This window comes from Cupriavidus sp. LA-1, from assembly GCF_055385985.1.
Map to the genome: position 1 here is coordinate 3017960 of NZ_AP031387.1, position 24636 is coordinate 3042595.

Genomic DNA, 24636 nt, shown 5'->3' on the forward strand with positions numbered 1-24636 from the left:
GATCAGACTTTCGGGCCGACTACGTTATAGGGAGACTTGCCGTCGCGCTGCACCGGGGCAGCGGCCGACGCGGGCGCCGCCGCCGACGTCGCCGGCCGTGTGTCCGCGACCGCGCGGCGCAGCTTCGCCAGCTCCATGCGCTGGCGCATCAGCCCGGGGGCCACCGATGCCAGCGCCGCCACCGCGCCCAGCGCAAAGGCGGCAAACAGGATCAGGATCAGCGGCGCATGCCAGACGGCGTCGAAGAACAGCTGCAGCGAGACTTCGGCGGTATTGCGCAGCGCCAGCACGAACAGCAGCACGAATACGACGATACGGACGATCCAGGCAAACAGTTTCATGCGGGTAGGCAGCGTGACGTTGGGACGGGGCAAACGCAAAGGCAGCGGCAGACGGCAGCGACAAACAACGCGCCCTGTGCAAGGCCCGGCAAAGACCCCGGCATTGTAACGGAATCACTTCCCGTATTCGGTAACGTGGCGGTAACGGGGTGCTGACGCGCTTCCGGCACGGATCGCGATGACCCGTTCCTGCGCACGATGCGGCACCTGAGACGGGTCACGCCGTCAGGCACCAGACAAAAAAAGCGCCCCTTGGGGGGCGCTTTCTTACAAACAACACAGCGGCAGGCAAAGCCCGGGCGCTCAGGAGCGGACGAAGTTCAGTCCGCTCTCATGCAAACCCGCCGGCGCGGCGGGTGCCGCGCCCTGGCCTGGCTTGCCCGGCACGGCCTGGGCCGTGCCGCCGGAATGGCCGTTGCCATTGATGCCCGAGGGCATCGGCTGGCTGCGGTCAACCCGTTCGCGCAATTCCTTGCCCGCCTTGAAGTGCGGCACCCGCTTCTCGGGTACCAGCACTCGTTCGCCGGACTTGGGATTGCGCCCCACGCGAGGCGGACGCTTGTTCAGACCAAAACTGCCGAATCCGCGGATCTCGATGCGGTGGCCATCGGCCAGCGCCTCGGACATCGCGTCGAGTATCGTTTTGACCGAGATGTCCGCATCCCGCAGCAGCAGCTGGGGGAAGCGGGCAGCCAGTTTTTCGACGAGCTCCGACTTGGTCATGGGCATACGCGCAAGCGCGGGGGCCTGCGATTACTGGTTGTCCTGGCCGAGCTTGGCCTTCAGCAGGGCGCCGAGGTTGGTCGTGCCAGCCGTGCCGGTGTCAGCCTGGAACTTCTGCATCGCTTCTTGCTGCTCTGCGCTGTCCTTGGCCTTGATCGACAGGTTGATATTGCGCGACTTGCGGTCGACGTTCACCACCAGGGCGGTGATCTGCTCGCCTTCCTTCAGCACGTTGCGGGCGTCTTCCACGCGGTCAGCGGAGATTTCCGAAGCGCGCAGGTAGCCTTCCACGTCGTCAGCCAGCTGGACCACGGCACCCTTGGCGTCAACGGCCTTGATCGTGCCGTTCACCAGCGAGCCCTTGTCGTTGGCCGAGATGAAGTTGTTGAACGGATCGCCCGACAGCTGCTTGATACCCAGCGAGATGCGTTCCTTGTCGACGTCGATGCCCAGGACCACGGCTTCGACTTCGTCGCCCTTCTTGTACTTGCGCACCGCTTCTTCGCCGGTTTCCTGCCACGACAGGTCGGACAGGTGCACCAGGCCGTCGATGCCGCCAGGCAGGCCGATGAACACGCCGAAGTCGGTGATCGACTTGATCTGGCCGGCCAGCTTGTCGCCCTTCTTGTGGTTACGCGAGAAATCGTCCCACGGGTTGGCCTTGCACTGCTTCATGCCCAGGCTGATACGACGCTTGTCTTCGTCGATATCCAGCACCATGACTTCGACTTCGTCGCCCAGCTGGACAACCTTGGACGGGGCAACGTTCTTGTTGGTCCAGTCCATTTCCGACACGTGCACCAGGCCTTCGATGCCGGCTTCGATCTCGACGAACGCGCCGTAGTCGGTCAGGTTGGTCACCTTGCCGAACAGGCGGGTGCCTTGCGGGTAGCGGCGCGAGATGCCGACCCACGGATCTTCGCCCAGCTGCTTCACGCCCAGCGAGACGCGGTTCTTTTCCTGGTCGAACTTGAGGATCTTGGCAGTGATTTCCTGGCCAACCGACAGCACTTCGCTCGGGTGGCGGACACGGCGCCAGGCCAGGTCGGTGATGTGCAGCAGGCCGTCGATACCGCCCAGGTCAACGAACGCACCGTAGTCGGTGATGTTCTTGACGATACCGTTGACGATGGCGCCTTCCTTCAGGGTTTCCATCAGCTTCTGGCGCTCTTCGCCCAGGGTCGCTTCGACCACGGCGCGGCGCGACAGCACCACGTTGTTGCGCTTGCGGTCCAGCTTGATGACCTTGAATTCCAGGGTCTTGCCTTCGTACGGGGTGGTGTCCTTGATCGGGCGCACGTCAACCAGCGAGCCCGGCAGGAACGCGCGGATGCCGTTGACCATCACCGTCAGGCCGCCCTTGACCTTGCCGGTCACGGTACCCGAGATGATTTCTCCGTCTTCCAGCGCCTTCTCGAGGTTCAGCCACGATGCCAGGCGCTTGGCCTTGTCGCGCGAGAGGATAGTGTCGCCATAGCCGTTCTCGAGTGCATCGATGGCCACGGAGACGTAGTCGCCGGCCTGCACTTCGAGTTCGCCCTGGTCGTTCAGGAACTCCTCCACCGGCACGAATGCCTCGGACTTGAGGCCGGCATTGACGACCACGAAGTTGTGGTCGATGCGCACGACTTCAGCGGAGATCACTTCGCCAGCCTTCATATTGGAGCGGGCGATCGATTCCTCGAACAGTGCGGCAAAGGATTCGTTAGTTTGCAGGTCGGACATAAACGTAAGGTGAAATCCGCAGTACGCTGGCCGGCGCGACTATCGCGCTCAGTCTGCCAGTGCAGCGGGGTCAGGTTTGACAAAAGCCAGCCACAGGCTTGCCCGGGGCTGACGCCATCTGGTGCCGTCAGGGTGCGCCACTTCTACGGATGCGCCCGCATGCATCTCATGCACCGGGCCGCACAGCGGCAAACCACTCCAGCACCTGCGCCACTGCCTGATCCACCGTCATGTCGGAGGTATCGAGCAGCTTTGCATCCTCGGCGGGACGCAGCGGCGCGGCGGCACGGGTACGATCCCGCGCGTCGCGCGCCTCGAGGTCACGCAAAAGGTCTTCAATATTAGCAGAAATTCCCTTATCAATCAATTGTTTATAGCGCCTGCGTGCACGCGCTTCGACACTTGCGGTCAGGAATACCTTGAGCTGGGCATCCGGGAAGATCACGGTGCCCATGTCGCGGCCGTCGGCCACCAGCCCCGGCAGCTTGCGGAAGCTGCGCTGCAGCTGGGTCAGCGCGTCGCGAACCGGCTGGTGCACGGCAATGGCCGAGGCCCGGTTGCCGACCGCCTCGGCGCGGATCGCCAGGCTCACCTCCTCGCCCTGCAGCCAGACCCGGTCCGGGCCGAACTTCACATCGAGGCGCGAAGCGATTCTTGCAAGGGCGTCCACATCGCCCAGGTCGACCGCGACGCGGTCGCTGGCCAGCGCCACCAGCCGGTACAGGGCGCCACTGTCGAGCAGGTGAAAGCCCACGGCATCCGCGACCTTGTGCGCGACAGTGCCCTTGCCCGAAGCGGTCGGCCCGTCAATGGCGATGACGTTGACGATAGTCATTTTTTATAAAACCAAGAGAAACGATTGATTGTTAAATCAAGTGAGAATTATTATCATTTGATCCATGGCACGTCGCCACTGTGGCGCGGCGCCCCTCATTCAGTCGCGAGGCAATCTACCATGGCCAAAACCCTGACGTTCGGCATCATGCACCTTGGCATCGCGTTCAGCGTGACGTATGCGCTGACCGGCAGCCTTGCCATCAGCGGCGCCATCACCTTCATCGAACCGGCCGTAAACACCGTGGCCCACTACTTCTTCGACCGCTTCTGGGAAAAGCGCGAGCGCCGCCAGGCTGACGCTGCCCGCGGCAACGCTCCGGCGGCGCCCGACCCCGACCTGGCCAGCGCTTAACTCGTCACGCCTGCAAACACGCTGAAGTAATCCGGGAACGTCTTCGCCACGCAGCCCGGATCATTGATCCGTACCGGCAAGGGCCCGAACGCCGCCAGCGAAAAACACATCGCCATGCGATGGTCATCATAGGTGCCAATGCCATCGGCCGGGGTCTGCCATGGTTGCGGCGGCGTCACACGCAGGTAGTCCGCCCCTTCTTCCACGACTGCGCCCAGCTTGCGCAGTTCCGTCGCCATGGCCGCGATGCGGTCCGTTTCCTTGACGCGCCAGCTGGCGATATTGGTCAGCGTGGTCGTGCCCTCGGCAAACAGCGCCGCCACTGCCAGCGTCATGGCCGCGTCGGGAATATGGTTGCAGTCCAGTTCGATGCCGTGCAGGCGCCCGTCGTCGCGTTCCGTGCCGCGCACTTCGATCCAGTTGTCGCCGGCCATCACATTGGCGCCCATGCGGTTGAGCGCCTCGGCAAAGCGCACGTCGCCCTGGATGCTGGCCATGCCCACGCCTTCCACCCGCACCGGGCCGCCGCCGATCGCGCCGGCCGCCAGGAAGTACGAAGCGGACGACGCATCGCCCTCGACAAAGATCTCGCCGGGCGAGCGGTAGGCCGCGCCGGCCGGCAGCACAAAGCGCTCCCAGCCCTGGCGTTCCACCTGGATGCCGAAGCGTGCCAGCAGGTTCAGCGTGATCTCGATATACGGCTTGGAGATCAGCTCGCCGACCACCTCGATCTCGATGCGGCCGCTGGCGGACTGCGCCATCGGCAGGCTCATCAGCAGCGCCGTCAGGAACTGGCTGGAGACGTCGCCGCGCACGCGGATCGGCGCATCGATGCGGATGCTGGCGGGCTGGATATGCAGCGGCGGGAAGCCCTCATTGCCGAGGTAGTCGATCACCGCGCCGACCTGGCGCAGGCCGTCGACCAGGTCGCCGATCGGCCGTTCATGCATGCGCGGCACGCCCGACAGCTTGTAGCTGCCGCCCTGCAGCGCCAGCGCGGCGGTGAGCGGGCGGATCGCGGTGCCCGCGTTGCCCATGAAGAGCTCCGCCGCCTTGTTCGGGAAGTTGCCGCCGGCGCCGGTGACAATGTAGTCGGCGCCTTCCTGGCGCCAGGCCACGCCCAGCGTGCGCAGCGCCTGCAGCATCACGCGGGTGTCGTCGGAATCGAGCAGGTCGCGCACGCGGGTTTCGCCGTTGGCCAGCGCGGCCAGCAGCAGCACGCGGTTGGAGATGCTCTTCGAGCCCGGCAGCCGGACGGTGCCGTTGGCGCGGGTCAGTGGGCCTAGCGTCAGGTGTTCCATGGTTTCTCGTGGGCGCGAGGCGCCGCGGTCAGGCGATTGGATCAGGGTTCGATATTGTTGCCCGCGGCACGCTCGGTGCCCCAGGCCAGCCGGGTCTTGCTGGCGCGCGTGAAGATGCGTTCGAGCGCGTCGCCGTCGCTCTTTTCGATCAGCGTCTTCAGATGCGCCAGCACCGACTGATAGGTATTCAGCTCGCGCAGCAGCGCGTCGCGGTTGGCCACGCAGATGTCGCGCCACATCTCCGGCGACGACGCCGCGATGCGCGTGAAATCACGGAAGCCGCCACCAGCGAAATCCAGCTTCAGCGCCGCGTCTTCCGCATTGGCGACCTGCGCCACCAGCGCGTACGACAGCACATGCGGCAGGTGGCTGACCGCGGCGAACACCGCGTCGTGCTGCACCGCCGACATCACGTGGCATTGTGCGCCGGCGCTTTCCCACATGGCGCGCACCGCGGCCACATCCGCGCGCGAATTTTCCTGCAGCGGACACAGCACGGTCTTCTTGCCGACGTACAGGTCCGGCAGCGCCGCCTCGACGCCGTTAAGCTCGCGCCCCGCGATCGGGTGTGCCGGCACGAACTGCGCGACCTTGTCGCCCAGCGCCGTCTTGGCCGCCATGATCACGTCGGACTTGGTGCTGCCGGCATCGGTGACGATGGTGCCCGGCTCCAGGTGCGGCTCCAGCGCATGCAGCAGCGCAAAGTTCTGCGCCACCGGCGCGCACAGCACGATCACGCTGGCGCCGCGCGCGGCATCGGCCAGCGACGCGGCCTCGTCGATCACGCCAAGGTCCAGCGCCTTCTGCAGCGACGCCGGCGAGCGCCCCACCCCGACCACCGTGCCCACCACGCCGGCGCGCTTGAGCGCCAGCGCGAGCGAGCCGCCGATCAGGCCGACGCCGACAATGACAACACGGGAAAAATGCAATGCACTCACAATCTCAGGCCGCTAGCGGCAGTGGCTCGGATCAGACCGAGGTAATTCAATGACTGGCATTCCAGCGGGCAAAGCGCCCGCCCGGGGGACACCGGTTGCTGCGGCTGCGCTTACGCCAGCGCCCGCTCCAGCGCCGCGATGAACGCCGCGTTCTCTTCCGGCAGGCCGATGGTCACGCGCAGCCAGCGCGGCAGGTTGTAGTTGCCCACCGGCCGCACGATCACGCCCTGCTTCAGCAGCGCCAGGTTCACGCGGCCACCGGCGCCGTCGTCATCTCCCACGCGCACCAGCACGAAGTTGCCCGACGTCGGCACGTACTCAAGCCCGAGTCGGTCGAAGGCCCCGGTCAGTTGCGCCTTGCCGTCGCGGTTCAGTTCCGCGCTGCGGCGCAGAAACTCTGCATCGCCCAGCGCGGCGATGGCCGCAGCCTGCGCCACGCTGTTGACGTTGAACGGCTGGCGGATACGGTTCAGCAGGTCGGTCAGTTCCGGTTGGGCCACCGCGTAGCCGATGCGCAAACCCGCCAGGCCATAAGCCTTGGAGAACGTGCGCGACACCATCAGGTTCGGGTAGCGGCGCACCCAGGCCAACGAATCATATTGCTGGTCGTCATCGAGGTATTCGTTGTACGCCTCGTCCAGCACCACCACCACATGGGCCGGCACCCGCTGCAGGAATGCTTCGATCCGCGCGGCCGGCAGGAAGGTCCCGGTCGGGTTGTTCGGGTTGGCGATAAAGACCAGGCGCGTATCCGGCGCGATCGCCGCGGCCATCGCCTCCAGGTCATGGCCGTAGTCGCGCGCGGGCACTTCGATGGCGCGCGCGCCGATCTCCTGCGTGGCCAGCGCGTACACCGCGAACGCGTACTCGGCATAGACGATCGACTGGCCCGGCTCGACCAGCGCATGCGCGGCCAGCTCCAGGATGTCGTTGCTGCCGTTGCCCAGCGTCAGCCAGTCGGCGGGCACGCCAAAGCGCGCCGACAGCGCGCCCTTCAGCACAAAGCCGTTCGAATCCGGGTAGCGGCCCAGCTCGGCCACGGCTTCGGCGACCGCACGGCGGGCGGACTCGGGCATGCCGAGCGGATTCTCGTTGGAGGCGAGCTTGACGATGGCGGCCTCTTCCAGGCCGAACTCGCGCGCGACTTCCGAAATCGGCTTGCCGGCGATGTACGGTGAAATCGCCCGCACATAGTCGGGCCCGAACACCGTGCCGCCTTGCTTACCCTGCTCTGCCATCTCGTCTCCTGGTTCTTTCTCTAAGGTCTTACTTGCTCGACGGATACGAGCCCAGCACCTTCAGGTAGGCCGCATTGCGGCGCAGTTCTTCAATCGCGCGCGCCACCGCCGGCTCATGCTGGTGCCCTTCGACGTCGACGTAGAAGTAATACTCCCACGCGCCGCTGCGCGCCGGGCGCGACTCGAAGCGGCACATCGACACGCCGTTCTCGGCCAGCGGCGCGAGCAGCTGGTACACCGCGCCGGCCTTGTTGGGGACGGACAGGATCAGCGAGGTCTGGTCGCTGCCCGACGGCTCGGTCTCATAGCGGCCGATCACGGCAAAGCGCGTGCGGTTGTGCGGATCGTCCTGGATATGCGTGCGCACCAGATGCAGGTGATAGCGGTTGGCGGCGGACTCGGCGGCAATCGCGGCCACGGTCGGGTCTTCGCTGGCCATGCGCGCGGCTTCTGCATTGCTCGACACGGCCTGCCGCTCCAGGTGCGGATAGTTGGCGGTCAGCCAGTGCTGGCACTGTGCCAGCGCCTGCGCATGCGCGCGCACCACAGTGACGCCCTGCATGTCGGGCGTGGAGGCCATCAGGTTGTGATGGACCTTCAGCGCGATCTCGCCGCTGATCTTCAGCGAGGTCTGCAGGAACAGGTCGAGCGTGCGCGACACCGCGCCCTCGGTGGAATTCTCGACCGGCACCACACCGTATTCGACCGTGCCCGCCTCGACGGCGCGGAACACTTCGTCGATGCTCGGGCAAGGCACGCCCGACACCTCATGGCCGAAATGCGCGTACAAGGCCTGCTCGGAGAACGTGCCGGCCGGGCCCAGGAAGGCCACTTCCAGCGGCTTCTCCAGACCGCGGCAGGCCGACATCACCTCACGCCAGATTGCCGCCACGCTTTCGCCCAGCAGCGGGCCCGGGTTGGCGCCCTGCACCTTGCGAATGACCTGCAGCTCGCGCTCCGGCCGGAACACCGGCGCGCCGTACTTCTTCTTGACTTCACCGACCTCGAGCGCCAGTTTCGCGCGGTGGTTCAGCATCGCCAGCAGCTCGCGGTCGACGGTGTCGATCTGCTCGCGCAGCGGGCCCAGCTCGACCGACAGCTTGCGCTCGGCTTCGCTCAGGTGATTGTCGTTGGGCGGCGTCTCCTCGCGCGCGGGGGTGCGGTCTTGGCTTGTCATCTTGTATGAATCCGGTGGGCCGCCGGGCGCGGCGGCCGGGAAAAACTGCCTGCCGCCGGCCGGCGCGCCGTGCGTGGCTGGCGCGGGCCGGCGGCGGGAATGCGCGTCAGGCGGAGGTACGCTCGAACTCGCGCATGAAATCGATCAGCGCCGCCACGCCTTCGAGCGGCATGGCGTTGTAGATGCTGGCACGCATGCCGCCCACGGTCTTGTGGCCCTTGAGCTGCACCAGGCCGTTGGCCCGCGCCTGCTGCAGGAACGCCTCATTGCGCGATTCGTCGCCCAGGAAGAACGGGACATTCATGCGCGAGCGGCAGCTCGGATGGATCTCGTTGCGATAGAAATCGCTCTGGTCCAGGTAGTTGTACAGCGCCGACGCCTTGGCGATATTGCGCTGCTCGATCGCGGGCACGCCGCCCTGGCGCTTGAGCCATTTGAAGACGAGGCCGGCGATATAGATCGCATAGGTCGGCGGCGTGTTGTACATCGAGTTGTGCTCGGCCACCAGGCGCCAGTTGAAGGCCGACGGGCACAGCGGATGGGCGTGGCCGATCAGGTCGTCGCGCACGATCACGATGGTGACGCCGGCTGGACCGATATTCTTCTGCGCGCCGCCGTAGACCACCTGCACGCGCGACCAGTCGATCGGGCGCGACAGGATATGGCTCGAAGCATCGGCCACCACGATGCGGTCGCCCTTGACCTGGCCGATATCGGGAATGTCCTGGAACTCGACGCCGACGATGGTCTCGTTGGTGCACAGGTGCACATAGCCGGCATCGTCCGACAGCTTCCAGTCCGCAACGTCGGGGATACGGTGGAATTTTTGCGCCGCGCTGGTTGCCGCGATATTGACCGCGCCATAGCGGCGCGCTTCCTGCTCGGTCTTGACCGACCAGGTGCCCGTGACGACGAAGTCCGCCTTGGGCGCGTCGGCGCTGCGCAGGCGCATCAGGTTCAGCGGCACGATGCCGTTTTCGCCGATGGCGCCGCCCTGCAGGAACAGCACGTGGAAATTGGAAGGGATATGCAGCAGTTCGCGCAGGTCCGCGATCGCTTCGGCCTGGATGCCTTCGAATTCGCGGCTGCGGTGGCTCATTTCCATCACCGAGACCCCGGTCCCGCGCCAGGACAGCATCTCCTCGGCAGCCTGTTGCAGCACTTCGGCAGGCAGCGCTGCCGGGCCGGGCGAGAAGTTGTAGACGCGTTCGGCCAATGCACGCTGCATCATGCCGGCAAGAGCGGGATTCTGGGGATCGTTCATGAGACGGGGAATGGAAAAATGGCTGCCGGAGTTACCCAAGCAGCCATTATCCCTCAAACCCGCGCCCCGTTGGGCACCCGGGGCTGGCCCCGGTGCCGCGCCGGCCTGCAGGCTTGCACCCGGGCGGCGGTCTGATTCAGTCGCGGATCACGCCAGCATCACTTCGAAGCGGCGGTGATTTCCTTCTCGGCGGCGTCGCGCATCGACTTGCCGACCTGCGGACCGTACTTCTGCATCATCGAACCCCAGATCTCCTGGGTCGCCTTGCCCTGGTTGGCCATGAACTTCTGGCCGGTCGGCGACTTCAGGAAGGTGGTCAGGTCCTTCAGTTCCTGCGTCGTGTAGTACTTGCCGAAGGCATCGTAGTGCGCCTGGATCGCGTCCTTGCGGAAGCCATCGGTGTTGAACGCCGAGCCGGCGCCATCAACCATGCGCTGCACCGCGCCGTTCTTCTTCAGCTTTTCGACGGTGGCCTGCTTCTGCTTGTCGTTCAGGGTCTTGTTTTCGACCAGCACCTGCTCCAGCACCAGCGGCGCTTCCTGCTTGGCGCCCTGCTGCCAGTTGTCTGCCTGGCCCTTGACGGCCTGGTCTGCCTGCATGACGGAAAGCAGTTCCTTGATAGCAGCCGTCTTGTCCGCATCCTGCGCGTGCGCATGCTGCGCCATCATGAAGGTCGGAACAAAAGCGGCCAGAACAGCGATACGTCGATAGGTTTTGAGCATTGTGACTCCCTGGTAAATACGTCCGTTTTAGTCCGGACAGCCGCGAGGCGAGTTCCGGCTAGCGTCCTAATGTTGCAACAACTTACGTTTTGTCTTGCGGATTGGCGTCTGCGTCAGCCCCGGCAGCACCCTCGGCACCTTCCGCGCCGTCGCCTTCCTCGGCGTCTTCGCCACCGGCGCCGTTGTCGGCATCGCTTTCCACGATGCGCTGCAGGCCGGACAGCTTGGTGCCTTCATCCACATTGATCAGCGTGACACCCTGCGTGGCGCGGCCCATTTCGCGGATTTCGGCCACGCGGGTACGGATCAGCACGCCACCGGTGGTGATCAGCATGATTTCGTCCTCGGGCGAAACCAGTGCCGCAGCCACCACACGGCCGTTGCGCTCGCTCGTCTGGATCGCAATCATGCCCTTGGTGCCCCGGCCGTGTCGAGTGTACTCGGCGATGGGGGTACGCTTGCCGTAGCCATTCTCGGTCGCGGTCAGCACGCTGCCGCGCACGGCGGCTTCCGCAGCCTCTTCGGCGGTCTCCGCGGGCGCCACCAGCATGGCGATCACGGCCTGGCCGTCTTCGAGGTTCATGCCGCGCACCCCGCGCGCCTGGCGACCCATCGGGCGCACGTCGTTCTCATCGAAGCGCACCGCCTTGCCGGCATCCGAGAACAGCATCACATCATGCTGGCCGTCGGTCACCGCCGCGCCGATCAGGTAGTCGCCCTCATCGAGATCGACCGCGATGATGCCGGCCTTGCGCGGGTTGGAGAACTCGGTCAGCGCCGTCTTCTTGACCGTGCCGCGGGCGGTAGCCATGAAGATGAAGTGCTCGGCGTCAAACTGCCTGACCGGCAGGATCACATTGATCTTCTCGCCTTCGGACAGCGGGAACATGTTGACGATCGGCCGCCCGCGCGAGTTGCGCGAGCCCTGCGGCACCTCGTACACCTTCAGCCAGTACAGCCGGCCGCGGTTGGAGAAGCACAGGATGTAGTCGTGGGTATTGGCCACGAACAGGGTGTCGATCCAGTCGTCTTCCTTGGTCGCCGCCGCCTGCTTGCCGCGTCCGCCACGCTTCTGTGCGCGGTACTCGGAAATCGGCTGGCTCTTCATATAGCCGCTGTGCGACAGCGTCACCACCATGTCCTGCGGGGTGATCAGGTCTTCGGTATCCAGCTCGGTCGCGTTCAGTTCGATCTGCGAGCGGCGCTCGTCGCCAAATTCAGCGCGGATCGCGGTAAGTTCGTCGACGATGATGGTAGTAATGCGCTCCGGCCGTGCCAGGATATCCAGCAGGTCGGCGATTTCCGCCATGATGTCGCGATATTCCTGGACGATCTTGTCCTGTTCGAGGCCAGTGAGGCGTTGCAGGCGCATTTGCAGGATTTCCTGCGCCTGGCCGTCGGACAGACGGTACAGGCCGTCTGCCTGCATCCCGAACACCGCCGGCAGGCCGTCCGGACGATAGGAGGCACGTCCGCCCGGCGTTTCGCCTTCGGCGCGTGCGAGCATGTCACGGACCAGCGCGGAATCCCACGCCTTGGTCATCAGTTCCTGCTTGGCGATCGGCGGGGTCGGCGCAGCCTTGATGATGGCGATGAATTCGTCAATATTGGCCAGCGCCACGGCCAGGCCTTCCAGCACATGGCCGCGTTCGCGCGCCTTGCGCAGTTCGAACACCGTGCGGCGTGTGACGACTTCGCGGCGGTGCGCCAGGAAGTACTCCAGCATCTGGCGCAGGTTCAGCAGGCGCGGCTGGCGGTCGACCAGCGCCACCATGTTCATGCCGAAGGTGTCCTGCAGCTGGGTGTTCTTATAGAGGTTGTTGAGAACGACCTCCGGCACCTCGTTGCGCTTGAGCTCGATCACCACGCGCATGCCGGACTTGTCCGACTCGTCGCGGATGTCCGAAATGCCCTCGATCTTCTTCTCGGTGACCAGCTCGGCGATGCGCTCGAGCAGGGTGCGCTTGTTGACCTGGTAGGGCAGCTCGTCGACGATGATCGCCTGGCGCTGGCCGCGGTCGATGTCCTCGAAGTGCGTCTTGGCGCGCATCACCACGCGGCCGCGGCCGGTGCGATAGCCTTCGCGCACGCCCTGGATGCCATAGATAATCCCGGCGGTCGGAAAATCCGGGGCCGGAATCAATTCAATCAGTTCATCCACCGTCGCCTGCGGATTGCGCAGCAGGTGCAGGCAGCCATCGACGATTTCATTCAGGTTATGCGGGGGAATATTGGTGGCCATACCCACCGCAATACCCGACGAACCATTGATTAGCAGATTGGGAATACGCGCCGGCAGAATCGAGGGCTCTTTTTCAGAGCCGTCGTAGTTGCTGTCGAAATCGACGGTTTCCTTGTCGATGTCGTGCAGCATCTCATGGGCGATTTTCGCCAGGCGGATTTCGGTATAACGCATGGCCGCGGCGTTATCGCCGTCGACCGAACCGAAATTGCCCTGGCCGTCGACCAGCATGTAGCGCAGCGAGAAATCCTGCGCCATGCGGACGATGGTGTCGTAGACTGCGGTATCGCCGTGCGGGTGATACTTACCGATCACATCACCGACGATACGGGCCGACTTCTTATAGGCCCGGTTCCAGTCGTTGTTGAGCTCGTGCATCGCAAACAGCACGCGCCGGTGCACCGGTTTCAGGCCGTCCCGGACGTCAGGAAGCGCCCGGCCCACGATCACGCTCATGGCGTAATCGAGATAGGAGCGGCGCATTTCCTCTTCGAGGGAGACCGGAAGGGTTTCTTTTGCGAATGGATCCATTGCGGCGTGGTTTATGCGGCAGGTTTAAGCGAATGACAGGCCCTTTAGCGCGCGGCACAGTGGGCGCCTGACGGCTGGGCAACGTGCCATTCTAACATGCCGCCACCCCCCGCCTTCCGCTCTCCGGACGGCCCTCCCGGACACCTCGCGAGGCCCTTCGCGAAACCCGGAATCCCTGATGCCACAAGGCTTTGCGGGCGACACAAGACCCATGTTGCACAAACACCACAGGCCCAAAACCCATGCGGCGAATCGAATATATTTACTTCTTAGGAAACGACCCTTGTGGCACAATTCCCCAGCGAAGAGCCAGACATTGTTCGAAGTGGAGCATCCACCACATCGAGAATGTTATACTCCGAAGAATGTATGACTTGTTTTCGTCCATTTGCTCGCAGTAACCCTGCGGTGATCTCATCCTGAGAGGAGAAATATGAAAAAATTTGCCAAGCTCGCGCTCGTTGCAGCTACCGCAGTAATGGCTGCATCCGCTCAAGCTCAGTCCGTCCCCTATGAAAAGAAGGCAGTGAACGAGAACTGGGGCAACGGTACGAGCGAGTACGTGTGGAAGAATGGCACGAACGAGCTCTGCTGGCGCGACAGCTCCTGGACCCCGGCCACGGCGAACGCGCTGTGCGACGGCGCCCTGGCCCCGGCCGCTGCAGCACCGGCACCGGCTCCGGTGGCTCCGCCGGTTGTGTCCAGCGAGAAGGTCACTTTCGCTGCTGACACCCTGTTCGATTTCGACAAGGCCGTCCTGAAGCCGGAAGGCAAGTCCAAGCTGGACGACCTGGTCTCGAAGCTGCAAGGCATCACCCTGGAAGTCATCATCGCCGTTGGCCACACCGACTCGTTCGGTTCGGACAAGTACAACGATCGCCTGTCGATCCGTCGTGCTGAATCGGTCAAGGCTTACCTGGTGAGCAAGGGCGTTGAAGCCAACCGTGTCTACACCGAAGGCAAGGGCAAGCGCCAGCTGAAGGTCGATCCGAAGTCGTGCAAGGGCAACCGCAAGGCCCAGATCTCCTGCCAGCAGCCGAACCGCCGCGTGGAAGTCGAAGTGGTCGGCACCCGCAGCGCACGTTAATCGGATCCCTTCCGATGAAGAAAGCCCAGCGCAAGCTGGGCTTTTTTTTTGGTACAGTTGCCCGGACTGCCCCCCCTTCCCATCACCCCGCCGCGGCATGCGCCGCCGGCTCCGCATACGATGACGTTGCAATCGCAAACCCTTTCCGCAGCCGACGCCGCCAATCAGGACCTGCCGCGCCGGAACGCCGACCCCAAGGAAATCGACAAGTTCAGCGAACTGGCCCACCGCTGGTGGGACCCCGAAAGCGAATTCAAGCCCCTGCATGAGCTGAATCCGCTACGCCTGGGCTGGATCGACGGCATTGCCGGCCTGGCCGGCAAGCGCGTGGTCGACGTGGGTTGCGGCGGCGGCATCCTGTCCGAAAGCATGGCGCGCCTGGGCGCCACCGTGCGCGGTATCGATCTCTCGACCAAGGCGCTCAAGGTGGCGGACCTGCACAGCCTGGAGTCCGGCGTTGCCGTGACCTACGAGGAGATCGCCGCAGAAGCCCTGGCCGCGCGCGAACCGGCCAGCGTGGATGTCGTGACTTGCATGGAGATGCTTGAACACGTGCCCGATCCGGCCTCGATCGTGCGGGCCTGCGCCACCCTGGTCAAGCCGGGCGGCCATGTGTTCTTCTCGACCATCAACCGCAACCTGAAGGCCTACCTGCTGGCCATCGTCGGGGCGGAGTACGTGCTCAACATGCTGCCGCGCGGCACCCACGACTACGACAAGTTCATCACCCCGTCCGAACTGGCGCGCTTTGCCCGCCAGGCCGGCCTGGACCTGGTGGAAATACGCGGCATGACCTACAACCCGCTGTCGCAGGTGTATGCGCTGGGCCGCGACACCGACGTGAACTACATGATGGCGTTCCGCCGGGTGGCAGCATGAGCGCGGGTATCGCAGGCGTCTTCTTCGACCTGGACGGCACCCTCGCCGACACCGCCCCGGACCTGGCCGCCGCCGCCAACCGGCTGGTCATCGAGCGTGGCCAGCCGCCTGTGGCCTATGAAAAGCTGCGGCCCGTCGCCTCGCACGGCGCACGCGGACTGCTGGGTGCAGCCTTCGGCCTGCGCCCGGACGATGCGGAATTCCCTGCCCTGCGCGACGTCTTCCTCGACTACTACGAGGCCGACATCGCGGTCCACACGCGCCTGTTCGACGGCATGCCCCAGGTGCTGGCCGCGCTCGAGGCGGCGGGCATCCCGTGGGGCATCGTCACCAACAAGATCGCCCGCTTCACGGTGCCGCTGGTCGCCGCCATCGGCCTCGCACCACGCGCCAGCGCCGTGGTCAGCGGCGACACCACGCCCCACGCCAAGCCGCACCCGGCCCCGCTGCTGCATGCGGCGGCCAGCGCCGGTGTCGACCCGCGCCACTGCGTCTACGTCGGCGACGACCTGCGCGACATCCAGGCCGGCAAGGCCGCCGGGATGATCACCGTCACCGCCGCCTATGGCTATTGCGGCGACGGCGAGCCGCCCGAGACCTGGGGCGCCGACCACCTGATCCGCCACCCGGCCGAGCTGATCCCGCTGCTGGTACCCGCCGCGGTCGCCTGAAGGTCCCGCCCGGCGGCACCCCGCCCCCCGCCTGGAACTCCCCGAGACAGCGTGCGTCCAACCGGGTACAATCCAGCTTCCTCACTGGGGCCGACCTGGTTTCGACGTGGGTTACAAAGCAGTGGAGGGCATACCGAGGACCCGTCACCTCGTTAATCAATGGGAATGCAATAACTGCTAACGACGAACGTTACGCACTGGCCGCTTAATTGCGGCCGTCCTCGCACTGGCTCGCTGACGGGCTAGGGTTCGCAAGAACCAGCGAGGTCATTTACGTCAGATAAGCTCCGGAAGGGTCACGAAGCCGGGGACGAAAACCTAGTGACTCGCCGTCGTAGAGCGTGTTCGTCCGCGATGCGCCGGTTAAATCAAATGACAGAACTAAGTATGTAGAACTCTCTGTGGAGGGCTTGCGGACGCGGGTTCGATTCCCGCCGGCTCCACCAGTATTCAGTCCGATGCAGTACCAGCAGGGCAAGAAACCCGCGAAAGCTAAACGCTTCGCGGGTTTTTTCTTTGCGCGGCGCGCCCCGGCGTTTGCAGTTGTTTGCAGTCATGTCCGCTGGCCTCGCCTACGCTGAAATCGCTGCAGGCTGCGGCGACGCACCGCAGCCGCGGCACAGCGCTCCAGTGGCGGACGGGACTGGCCTGGCATCGACGCCTCGGTGCCAGGCGTTTTCTCCGGCCGGTGCGCACATCGTTCACAAGTCGAGGCAGGCGATGCCAATCAAATCCATCGAGATCATCCTCACGCGAGACGCGCAGTGGGCGCTGGCGTTCGATCCGGACAACCCGGGGCCGGTCTACCCTTCGCGCGATGCGGCGATCGCAGCGGGCCTGCAGATGGCCATGACGCACGATGCCGTGCTGACGATCCACGGCATCAACGACAAGGCGGACGCGTTCGATTTCAGGGAAGTGCATACCCCTTTGCTGCATTGACGGCTGGCGTTATCAGCGCTCCGTGGCAAGCAACATCCCCAGAACTGGGGATGCCCGGGGCGCGTGGCGGCACCATCATGGGGGCGGGCTATCCGCGACAGCCCGCTGCCACTTCAGGCCCTCGTCCGCCCTGGCCGAGGGCTTTTTCTTGGACTGCCCCCCCTTACGCGGGCGGGTCCAGCCGCTCCACGTCCGGCATCACGAAGCTGCGCTCCAGCAGCGCGCGCCGCGGCTGGTAGAAGCGCAGCGTCAGCGAGAAACGGCCCGCGGGCGCCGGCAGCCAGTTGGCTTGCCGGTCCGACGCCGGCGCCGGCGCCGCATGCCGGATCCAGATATCCATGCTGCCGTCGGCCGCGCGCACGATGCCGGGCGTGCGGTCGCCCAGGGTGTAGCGGTGCAGCGGATTGTCAACGAAGAAGCGGCGGCCATCGGGCTCCAGCTCGTACATGCTGAGCGACCAGAACGCATCGATGGGCAGGTCCGCCGGGATATGCAGGCGGTAGCCGTGGCGTCCGTCCAGCATCTCGCCGTCGGCATCGATCATCGCGGTGGCGTAGATGGCCTCCTCGCGCTCCAGCGCGCCCAGGCCCACCAGCGACACAAAGGCGCGATAGGCATAGTCGTCACCGAAGTTCCCAAGATGGTCCGCGCCCGAAGTCCAGCTCCCCCCCTCGCGGTTGCGCAGCGTCGTGCCGGGGGGCGTCCTGGCCAGCGCGGCCAGGTTGGCGGCATGGTCCCCGGCCCAAGCCGCGCGCACGGTGTCGTCCAGCTCGCGCCAGGCGCCAACGGCGCCGGGACGCACGCCGAGGTCGGCCATGCCTTGCACCAGCGCCTGCTCGCTGGCGGGGATCGGGTTGCGGCCCAGTACCTCATTCACCAGGTCGAGATAGCGTTCGGGGTCGCGCTCGTCGGGCGCTGCGTGCAGCAGGCGCGCCTGCTGCACCTGGCCGCCAGCGAGCGGCTCCAGCCGCATCGCATCCTGCAACGCGTGGACGGCGGCGAGGTCGGCTTCGCCATCGACCAGCACGCGGCCCAGTGCCCAGATGTCGTTGCAGGGCAGGCGCAGCACGTGCGCGCCGGCGGGCGCTTCGCCCTGCCAGCCCGGGCCGGCCAGCAGGAAGCTCGCCGCCGCGGTGCCGGTGGTACGCCGGCCGATGCAGGCCACGTTGTTGGTGAAGATATCGAGGAATGCAAAGCTGTAGTAGCGATCCCGCATATCGGGCAGCGACAGCAGCAGCGGGCCGCCTGACAGGTCGAGCCAGGCGATGCTGTACAGCGTGTCGTTGTTGGGCGTGGTGACCGCGCGTGCGCGATGGTCAAGCAGCTTGCGGTAGTGGAACAGCGCATTGGGCGGCGCCCCATGCTTGTCGGTCCGCATCTGCGTGAACTGCCAGCGCGCCTGCGCGACATCATGCACGGGGAAGGTGTAGACCAGTGCCTCGCGGATGCGCGCGCCCAGTTGCGAGTTCGATATCAGGTCTTCTGTCATGATGGCGCCCCTCCTGTTTTTAATACGATGGATTAATCTGGAAGATCAATTTACGCCGTGATGGCGTCATGTCAAGGGCGGGATCTTGTCTCGCGGCAGCGCATCGGGCGCAATCCGGCGACTGCACTGGCCTCGCGGCCAGTGCCGGGGAAAACCCTAGTGTGCGCTCATGCCTCGCCGGAATTAATCTTTGTGATTAACCGATGCAAAAAGGTCAACTCCGCTGGAGTGCGGGTACCGGAACATGGAAAGCATGCTGACAACCTCTTCGCCTCTGCAGGCCGATGGCAGCCACGCCGATGCCCATGCGTACCGCCCCCGCCAGGCCTGGGGCATCGCGGGCTGGCTCACCGTGCTCTCGGCAATCAACTTTCTCGACAAGGTGGTGCTGGGCATGGTCGCCGTGCCACTGATGCATGAGCTCCAGCTCAGCCCCACGCAGTTTGGACTCATCGCCGGCAGCTTCTTCTGGCTGTTTTCGCTGTCGGCGGCCGTGGTCGGCTTCGCCGGCAATCGCGTACCGGCGCGCTGGCTGCTGCTTGCCATGGCGGTGCTGTGGTCGCTGGTGCAGTTTCCGGTCGCGCTGGCCGGCACCGCGGCGGCGCTGCTGGTGTCGCGCGTGATCCTGGGCGCGGGCGAGGGGCCGGCCTTCCCTGTATCGGTACACGCGCTCTACAAGTGGTTCCCGCACGAGAAGCGCAACCTGCCGGTGACGCTGATCAACCAGGGCGCGGTGATCGGCTTGCTGCTGGCCGGGCTGGGCGTGCCGTTCATCACGCAGCACTGGGGCTGGCGCATGAACTTCATCGTGCTGTCGGCAATCTCCGCGCTGTGGGCGCTGGCCTGGCTGCGCTTTGGCCGCGAAGGCAACCTGCGCACCCACGTCGCGCCCGCCGACGCGGCGCCGGTGCACATCCCCTACCGCAGGCTGCTCACCGACGCCACCGTGCTGGCGGGGTTCCTGGCCGGCTTTTCGGCCTACTGGGGCCTGGCGCTGGTGTTGACCTGGCTGCCCTCCTACCTGGAACAGGGGCTGGGCTATGACCCCGTGTCGGCCGGGCGGATGTTTGCCTTTGTCGTCGCGTTCGGCGTGCCGGTCAGCCTGGGGCTCAGCTGGTGCTCGCAGCGCATGCTGCGCCGGGGCGCCACCTCGCGCCTGGCGCGCGTGGTGTTCGGCTGCATCTGCATCGGGCTTGGCGGCCTGCTGTTCCTGTGCCTGCCGCTACTGCAACTGCCCCCGGGCGGCAAGGTCCTGATGCTGGCGCTGGCGGCGACGCTGCCGCCGGTGGCGTTTGCGCTGGGACCGGCGATCCTTGCCGAGATTGTTCCCGACGGCCAGCGCAGCGCCGTCATTGCATTGAGCACGGCGGTGGCGACCAGCGCCGGCGCGATCGCCCCGGTGGTGATGGGACGCCTGGTACAGGTGCAGGCGCATGGCAGCGCGCATGGCTTTGAACTGGGCTTCTCGGTGTGTGGCGCCGTGATGCTGGTGGGCGCGGTCGTCGGGCTGCTGGGCCAGCATCCGGCGCGCTCGCTGCGGCGCCTGCGCGGCACCGATGCAGCGGCTTGATCGCCGCCCGGCCTTGCGCGGATAATCGCCGGCACTGTCAGCCGCCATGGCCGCCCCTGAACCCTTTGAGCGCCAGCCTATGAGCCGGGTACGCAACCGTTCCCACGAAACCCCGCCCGCCGACGCAGACGCACCGCCGAGCCCGCTGGAAAACGAGACCGCGCGCCGCCTGCTGGAGATCGCCGAGCGCCTGTTCGCGGAGAACGGCGTCGAGCTGGTGCCACTGCGCCAGATCGTGGTGGAATCGGGTCAGCGCAACCGTTCGGCGCTGCACTACCATTTCGGCTCGCGCGAGGCCCTGGTCAGCCAGCTGCTCAATTTCCGGCTGGCCTACGTCAACACGCTGCGCAACCGCTACCTGGACGAACTGCAGGCCGCCGGTGAGGACACCGACGTGCGCGCCGTGGTTGAGGCATCGGTGAGCGCGCTGGCCGACACCATCACCAGCACCCCGTGGGGCGCGCGCTATGTGCAGGTGCTGGCCCAGGCCACCTTCAGCCCGCGTTTGCTCAATGCCGAGCTGATCGATCCCGAGGCCAAGACCGGCGTGCTGCGCGTCAGGCGGCTGATTGCGGCAGCCCTGCCTGAACTGCCACGCAAGATCCTGGGCCAGCGCATGCTGTGGTTCCACCAGAGCGTGGTCTATTCGCTCGCGCAGTGGTGCCAGCAAGCGCAGCACCAGGGCGGCAAGCCACCCGTTGCCGACCTGGTCGACTACTGCACCGCGGCGCTGACGGCGCCGGTAAGCAAGCCGCGCGCCGTGCGCCGCCGCGCTACCTAGGGCCTGTTCACAATTGTGAACGGACCCTAGACTCCCAGCGCCCTGCCATCGCTGCGCGGATCGTGCGCACCGGTGAGCTGCCCGCCGGCATCGATCCGGATCGCACCCGGATGGCCGGCCAACTGGCTTTGCGCAGGGATCGGGCTTAACTGATGGCCGCGCGCCGCAAGCTCGCTGAACACCGGCAGGCCGGCATCCTGCTCCAGCTTGAGGCTGTCGCGGCTGTCCGAGAAGGTCTTGCCCAGCAGGAAGCGCGGCCGGCGCAGCGCCGTCAGCGGATCCATGCCGTAGTCGATCATCCGCGTCAGCACCGCGGCCAGCGTCTGCGGCTGGCCGTCGGCGCCCTGCGTGCCGTATAGCAGGTGCGGCCTGCCCTGCTTCAGGTAGATGCCGGGGTTGAGCGTATGGAATGGCCGCTTGCCGCCCTGCAGCACGTTGGGGCTCTCGGGATCCAGGCTGAACGATGCGCCGCGGTTGTGCCAGAGCACGCCGGTGTCGCCAACGACCAGGCCGCTGCCCCAGTCGAAATAGACCGTCTGCAGCATGCTCACGCAGCGGCCCTCGCGGTCGGCGGCGCCAATGTAGACCGTGTCGCCGGGCTTGAACACATGCGGCCACGCCATGGCACGGTCCATGCGGATACGGCGCGCGTGGGCATCGAGATTGGACTGCGACAACAGCCGGTCCACCGGCACGTCGACAAAGTCGGGGTCGGCGACGTAGCGGTTGCGGTCCAGGAATGCCAGCTTCACCGCCTCGACCAGCAGGTGGTAGTAGTCCGCGCTGCCCTCGGGGATGCCCGACAGGTCGAAGCGATTGAGGATGCCCATGATTTCCAGCGTGGTCACGCCCTGTGTCGGCGGTCGCAGGCCGAGCAGTTCGCCGTCGCGGTAAGCGACGCGCAGCGGCACTTCCTCGCGCGCCTGGCAACGCGCCAGGTCCCGTCCGCGTAATGGCGAGCCGGCCTTGGCCAGCCCCGCGGCGAGGCGCCCTGCCAGGTCGCCCTCATAGAATTCGCGCCCGCCCTGTGTCGCCACCCGGTCCAGCGTGCGGGCCAGTTCGGGCTGCCGGAACATTTCGCCGGGCCTGGGCATGCGGCCATCAGGCATGAAGACCCGGCCGAAGCCATCCCAGCCTGGCAGGTCCGCCGAGCGGAACTCCTGCCAGAAGCACTGCGACGGCGTGACGGGGAAGCCGTTGGCGGCATACTCGGTGGCCCGCGCCAGCAACGCGGACCACGATTGCGTGCCGCCCCACTGGTCGCGGCTGAAGGCAAAGGCGCGGTCCCAGATCGCAACCGTGGCCGCCGCGGTGAGCGCCGCTGCCGGCCCCCGCAGCGGAATGGTGCCCGCGTAGCCCGAGGTCTCGGCCGCGGCCTGGCCGATGCCGGAGAAGGTGCGCACATTGCCGTCGCGGTCGCTGACCACCAGGAAGGCATCGCCCCCCAGCCCGGTAAAGTGGGGATACGTCACGCTCAGCACCGCGCCGATGGCAATCGCGGCTTCGATGGCGTTGCCCCCGGCCTTCAGAACCTCCAGCCCCGCCTGGCTGGCCAGCCCATGCGGGCTGGTGACCATGCCCGCGGACGAATGCGCCAGCCCGGCGCGCCCGGATTGCGCCGGCTCCTGCGCCAGTTCCTGCCCGACGGCAGGCAAGACCGTGCTGCCCGCCAGTGCGGCCGAGCCAGCCAGGAAGGCACGACGTGTCGTACCAACGCCAGTGCCGGTACCGCAAGGATCCGCCTCGCCCAGATATTCCATACCCACTTCTCCCGCATGCTTGGCTGCCGACGCCGGGATGCACTGCGCGCCGGCAACCGCTGTGTCGATTCGATGATGGCGCCGGGGCATGCCGCGCTTTGCGCGCAACCCCGGCGCGGCACGCCGGCTCAGGCCTCGCTCTTCCAGCCCTGCCACGGACGCTCCGCAATGGATTCCGGCGCGGCGTAGTGATGCTTGATCCAGGCATAAGCCGGTCCGAGCGCATTCATGGCGATTACCGCGCCGAGGGCTGCAACCGGATCGCCCGGCACCGGGCCGAAGCCACCGAACAACGTGGCAAAGTACGAGGCAAAGCCGAAGAACATGCCGGGGATGAAGCGCAGCGTGACGAACACGCGCGCGAGATACATCATCGAGGCATTAAGCGTGAACAGGATCACCATCTCCGCTGCGATCAGCGCAGGTCCTGAGAACTGCACGGCCGCCTGCCGGAAGCAAAGCACGATCACAAAGGCGAAGAGCGAGCCCACCGGCAGCGTCGGCCAGATCTTTTTCAGGTTCTCCGGCGTGGGTCCGCCCATGGCAAAGGTTGCGGCCCAGCTGATGAAGATGGCCCAGGGCGGCAAGTGCGAGGCATGCGCGGCGATGGGAACGGTGGTAATGGCAAGCAGCGAGGCCACGACTTCGGCGGGTAGCTTTCTCATGATCGACTCCTTGATGGACGGGGACAGGGGTTGCTTCAGTGCGGGCAGCATTGGTGGCGGTGGATGTCGCAGCGATGCTGCGTGACGACGGTGATCCTGCCGCGCTTGACCACCCACAGCCGGGCCGGGATATCGATCAGCGCATCGGCCACCTGGAAGGTATCGAGGACAACCAGGTCGGCCTGGCGCCCTACTTTCAGGCCGTAGCTGTCGTGCAGCCCGATCGCGCGCGCGGCGTTGTGCGTGCCCATGTCGAGCACCGCAAGCTGGTGCTCGGGCACGCCGAACTGGGCCACGTGCGCCAGCATGTTGCCGATCTGCAGCATGTCGGCCTTGCCGAACGGCGTGAACGCGTTGCGGACGTTGTTGGAGGAGTACGCCACGTTGACGCCGCCACTGTGCAGCGCCTTCACCGGTGTCAGCCCGCGGCGCTGGTTCTGGGTGTCCTTGCGTCCGCCCAGGTAGAGATCGGTGGCGGGCAGCGTGACGATGCTGATGCCGGCCTCGCGGATCTGCTCGATCAGCGGCTGCAGCTGCGCCGCGTCGAGCGCGCCCAGGCTGGTGACATGGCCCAGCGACACGCGCCCCTGGTAGCCGGCCTCGATGGTCTTCTGCGCGATGTACGACACCGCGGCAAAGCGCTGGTCGCCGGTATCGTCGGCAAAGTCGGCGTGCATGTCGACCGGTGCGTCGTAGCGTTGCGCCAGCTCGAACACCATGTCGATATGGCGCATGGTGTCGGCCCAGGTCAGCTCGTTGTACGGGCAGCCGCCGACCACGTCGGCGCCCATGTCCATGGCCGCTGTCATCAGCTCGCGCGTGCCCTGCGACTTCAGGATGCCCTCTTGCGGAAAAGCCACGATCTGAAGGTCGAGCAGGTCCTGGTACTCCGCCTTCAGCTCCAGCAGCGTCTCCACCCCGATCAGCCCCTGGATCAGGTCGACATCGGGATGCGCGCGGATCGCCACGGTGCCGTTCCTGACCGCCATGTCCAGCACCTGGCGCGAGCGCTCCAGCACATCCTGGCGCTGCTGCTTGCTTTTCAGGATGCCGGTGACGCGGATGGCTTCGTCCAGCGTGCCGAAGCGCGCCGGCAGGCGGCGGTGCAGCAGGGCCTTGTCCAGGTGCAGGTGGGCTTCGACCAGCCCCGGGATGACCGCGCGGCCGCGGGCCTCGATCACTTCATGTGCCGGCACGTCGATGCCGGGTTCCATCGCGACGATGCGGCCGTCGCGGATGGCGATGTCGGTCAGGGGCGCGTCATCGCGAACGCAGGCGTCCCGGACCAGCAGATCCAGCTGCATGGCTTGTCTCCTAGGTCTTGTTATCAGGCGAAGTCAGGGCTTCGCTGTCTGAAGCGTAGATGCCGGGGCGGCATCACTGCATCAGGATCGGCTGAAT

22 protein-coding genes and 1 other RNA gene are annotated in these 24636 nt (G+C 65.9%); 8 read left to right on the top strand and 15 right to left on the bottom strand.

Annotated features, from left to right (window positions below; all coding sequences use genetic code 11):
* Window positions 1–2 precede the first annotated feature (2 nt).
* From ACZ5MJ_RS14125 to cmk, 4 genes are all read right to left on the bottom strand, one after another.
* On the bottom strand, window positions 3–341 hold the full coding sequence (locus tag ACZ5MJ_RS14125; RefSeq protein ID WP_464220112.1) for a LapA family protein: 339 nt from the start codon (window positions 339–341) through the stop codon (window positions 3–5).
* Window positions 342–644: 303 nt separating this feature from the next.
* Window positions 645–1064, bottom strand: a complete 420-nt coding sequence (locus ACZ5MJ_RS14130) for an integration host factor subunit beta (protein WP_464220114.1) — start codon at window positions 1062–1064, stop codon at window positions 645–647.
* A 30-nt stretch (window positions 1065–1094) separates the two neighbouring features.
* Window positions 1095–2789, bottom strand: a complete 1695-nt coding sequence (rpsA, locus tag ACZ5MJ_RS14135; protein ID WP_432259487.1) for a 30S ribosomal protein S1 — start codon at window positions 2787–2789, stop codon at window positions 1095–1097.
* Between the two features lie 166 nt (window positions 2790–2955).
* Window positions 2956–3624 carry a (d)CMP kinase gene (gene cmk, locus ACZ5MJ_RS14140; RefSeq protein WP_464220115.1) on the bottom strand — a complete coding sequence of 223 codons (669 nt, stop codon included), beginning with the start codon at window positions 3622–3624 and terminating at the stop codon, window positions 2956–2958.
* Between the two features lie 120 nt (window positions 3625–3744).
* On the opposite strand from cmk, the gene ACZ5MJ_RS14145 reads away from it, so the two are divergent.
* The gene (locus tag ACZ5MJ_RS14145; protein ID WP_464220116.1) at window positions 3745–3978 is read left to right on the top strand and encodes a DUF2061 domain-containing protein; all 234 of its coding nucleotides are present in this window, start codon (window positions 3745–3747) and stop codon (window positions 3976–3978) included.
* Here ACZ5MJ_RS14145 and aroA read toward each other — a convergent pair.
* The 7 genes from aroA to gyrA all read right to left on the bottom strand — a co-directional run bounded on the left by aroA (window position 3975) and on the right by gyrA (window position 13391).
* Entirely contained in the window at window positions 3975–5279 is a 1305-nt protein-coding gene (gene aroA / locus ACZ5MJ_RS14150) for a 3-phosphoshikimate 1-carboxyvinyltransferase (protein ID WP_464220117.1), read from the bottom strand. The two genes, ACZ5MJ_RS14145 and aroA, sit on opposite strands and share 4 nt — an antisense overlap.
* Before the next feature lie 41 nt (window positions 5280–5320).
* Window positions 5321–6217, bottom strand: a complete 897-nt coding sequence (locus ACZ5MJ_RS14155; protein ID WP_464220118.1) for a prephenate dehydrogenase — start codon at window positions 6215–6217, stop codon at window positions 5321–5323.
* 110 nt (window positions 6218–6327) lie between these two features.
* A complete protein-coding gene (hisC, locus tag ACZ5MJ_RS14160) occupies window positions 6328–7455 on the bottom strand; it encodes a histidinol-phosphate transaminase (protein WP_464220119.1) in 1128 nt (375 codons plus the stop codon).
* Between the two features lie 28 nt (window positions 7456–7483).
* On the bottom strand, window positions 7484–8632 hold the full coding sequence (gene pheA, locus ACZ5MJ_RS14165) for a prephenate dehydratase (protein ID WP_432259481.1): 1149 nt from the start codon (window positions 8630–8632) through the stop codon (window positions 7484–7486).
* Window positions 8633–8738: 106 nt separating this feature from the next.
* Window positions 8739–9896, bottom strand: a complete 1158-nt coding sequence (gene serC, locus ACZ5MJ_RS14170; RefSeq protein WP_464220120.1) for a 3-phosphoserine/phosphohydroxythreonine transaminase — start codon at window positions 9894–9896, stop codon at window positions 8739–8741.
* Window positions 9897–10054: 158 nt separating this feature from the next.
* A complete protein-coding gene (locus ACZ5MJ_RS14175; protein WP_464220121.1) occupies window positions 10055–10618 on the bottom strand; it encodes a DUF2059 domain-containing protein in 564 nt (187 codons plus the stop codon).
* 82 nt (window positions 10619–10700) lie between these two features.
* Window positions 10701–13391: a DNA gyrase subunit A gene (gene gyrA, locus ACZ5MJ_RS14180; RefSeq protein WP_464220123.1), complete on the bottom strand. Its 2691-nt coding sequence runs from the start codon at window positions 13389–13391 to the stop codon at window positions 10701–10703.
* Between the two features lie 433 nt (window positions 13392–13824).
* Here gyrA and ompA point away from each other — a divergent pair, with 433 nt between their 5' ends.
* The 5 genes from ompA to ACZ5MJ_RS14205 all read left to right on the top strand — a co-directional run bounded on the left by ompA (window position 13825) and on the right by ACZ5MJ_RS14205 (window position 16970).
* On the top strand, window positions 13825–14478 hold the full coding sequence (ompA, locus tag ACZ5MJ_RS14185; RefSeq protein ID WP_464220124.1) for an outer membrane protein OmpA: 654 nt from the start codon (window positions 13825–13827) through the stop codon (window positions 14476–14478).
* Window positions 14479–14598: 120 nt separating this feature from the next.
* Window positions 14599–15357, top strand: a complete 759-nt coding sequence (ubiG, locus tag ACZ5MJ_RS14190) for a bifunctional 2-polyprenyl-6-hydroxyphenol methylase/3-demethylubiquinol 3-O-methyltransferase UbiG (protein WP_464220126.1) — start codon at window positions 14599–14601, stop codon at window positions 15355–15357.
* Complete coding sequence (gene gph, locus ACZ5MJ_RS14195) at window positions 15354–16028, top strand: phosphoglycolate phosphatase (RefSeq protein WP_464220128.1); 675 nt, start codon at window positions 15354–15356, stop codon at window positions 16026–16028. Before ubiG ends, gph begins: the two co-directional genes overlap by 4 nt.
* An 86-nt stretch (window positions 16029–16114) precedes the next feature.
* Window positions 16115–16474, top strand: a transfer-messenger RNA (tmRNA) gene (ssrA, locus tag ACZ5MJ_RS14200).
* Window positions 16475–16748: 274 nt separating this feature from the next.
* Complete coding sequence (locus tag ACZ5MJ_RS14205) at window positions 16749–16970, top strand: DUF2188 domain-containing protein (RefSeq protein WP_464220129.1); 222 nt, start codon at window positions 16749–16751, stop codon at window positions 16968–16970.
* Window positions 16971–17133: 163 nt separating this feature from the next.
* On the opposite strand, the gene ACZ5MJ_RS14210 is transcribed toward ACZ5MJ_RS14205, so the two are convergent.
* The gene (locus tag ACZ5MJ_RS14210) at window positions 17134–18459 is read right to left on the bottom strand and encodes a DUF1254 domain-containing protein (protein ID WP_464220130.1); all 1326 of its coding nucleotides are present in this window, start codon (window positions 18457–18459) and stop codon (window positions 17134–17136) included.
* Window positions 18460–18703: 244 nt separating this feature from the next.
* Between ACZ5MJ_RS14210 and ACZ5MJ_RS14215 the strand changes: the two genes are divergently transcribed.
* Entirely contained in the window at window positions 18704–20029 is a 1326-nt protein-coding gene (locus ACZ5MJ_RS14215) for an MFS transporter (protein ID WP_464220131.1), read from the top strand.
* A gap of 79 nt (window positions 20030–20108) precedes the next feature.
* Window positions 20109–20810 (top strand): TetR/AcrR family transcriptional regulator, encoded by a 702-nt coding sequence (locus tag ACZ5MJ_RS14220; RefSeq protein WP_464220132.1) that lies wholly within the window; start codon window positions 20109–20111, stop codon window positions 20808–20810.
* A 26-nt stretch (window positions 20811–20836) separates the two neighbouring features.
* On the opposite strand, the gene ACZ5MJ_RS14225 is transcribed toward ACZ5MJ_RS14220, so the two are convergent.
* From ACZ5MJ_RS14225 to ACZ5MJ_RS14235, 3 genes are all read right to left on the bottom strand, one after another.
* Window positions 20837–22570 carry a gamma-glutamyltransferase family protein gene (locus tag ACZ5MJ_RS14225; protein ID WP_464220134.1) on the bottom strand — a complete coding sequence of 578 codons (1734 nt, stop codon included), beginning with the start codon at window positions 22568–22570 and terminating at the stop codon, window positions 20837–20839.
* A gap of 128 nt (window positions 22571–22698) precedes the next feature.
* Window positions 22699–23235, bottom strand: a complete 537-nt coding sequence (locus ACZ5MJ_RS14230; protein WP_464220135.1) for a DUF1097 domain-containing protein — start codon at window positions 23233–23235, stop codon at window positions 22699–22701.
* Between the two features lie 35 nt (window positions 23236–23270).
* Entirely contained in the window at window positions 23271–24539 is a 1269-nt protein-coding gene (locus ACZ5MJ_RS14235; RefSeq protein WP_464220136.1) for an amidohydrolase family protein, read from the bottom strand.
* Window positions 24540–24636: the final 97 nt, after the last annotated feature.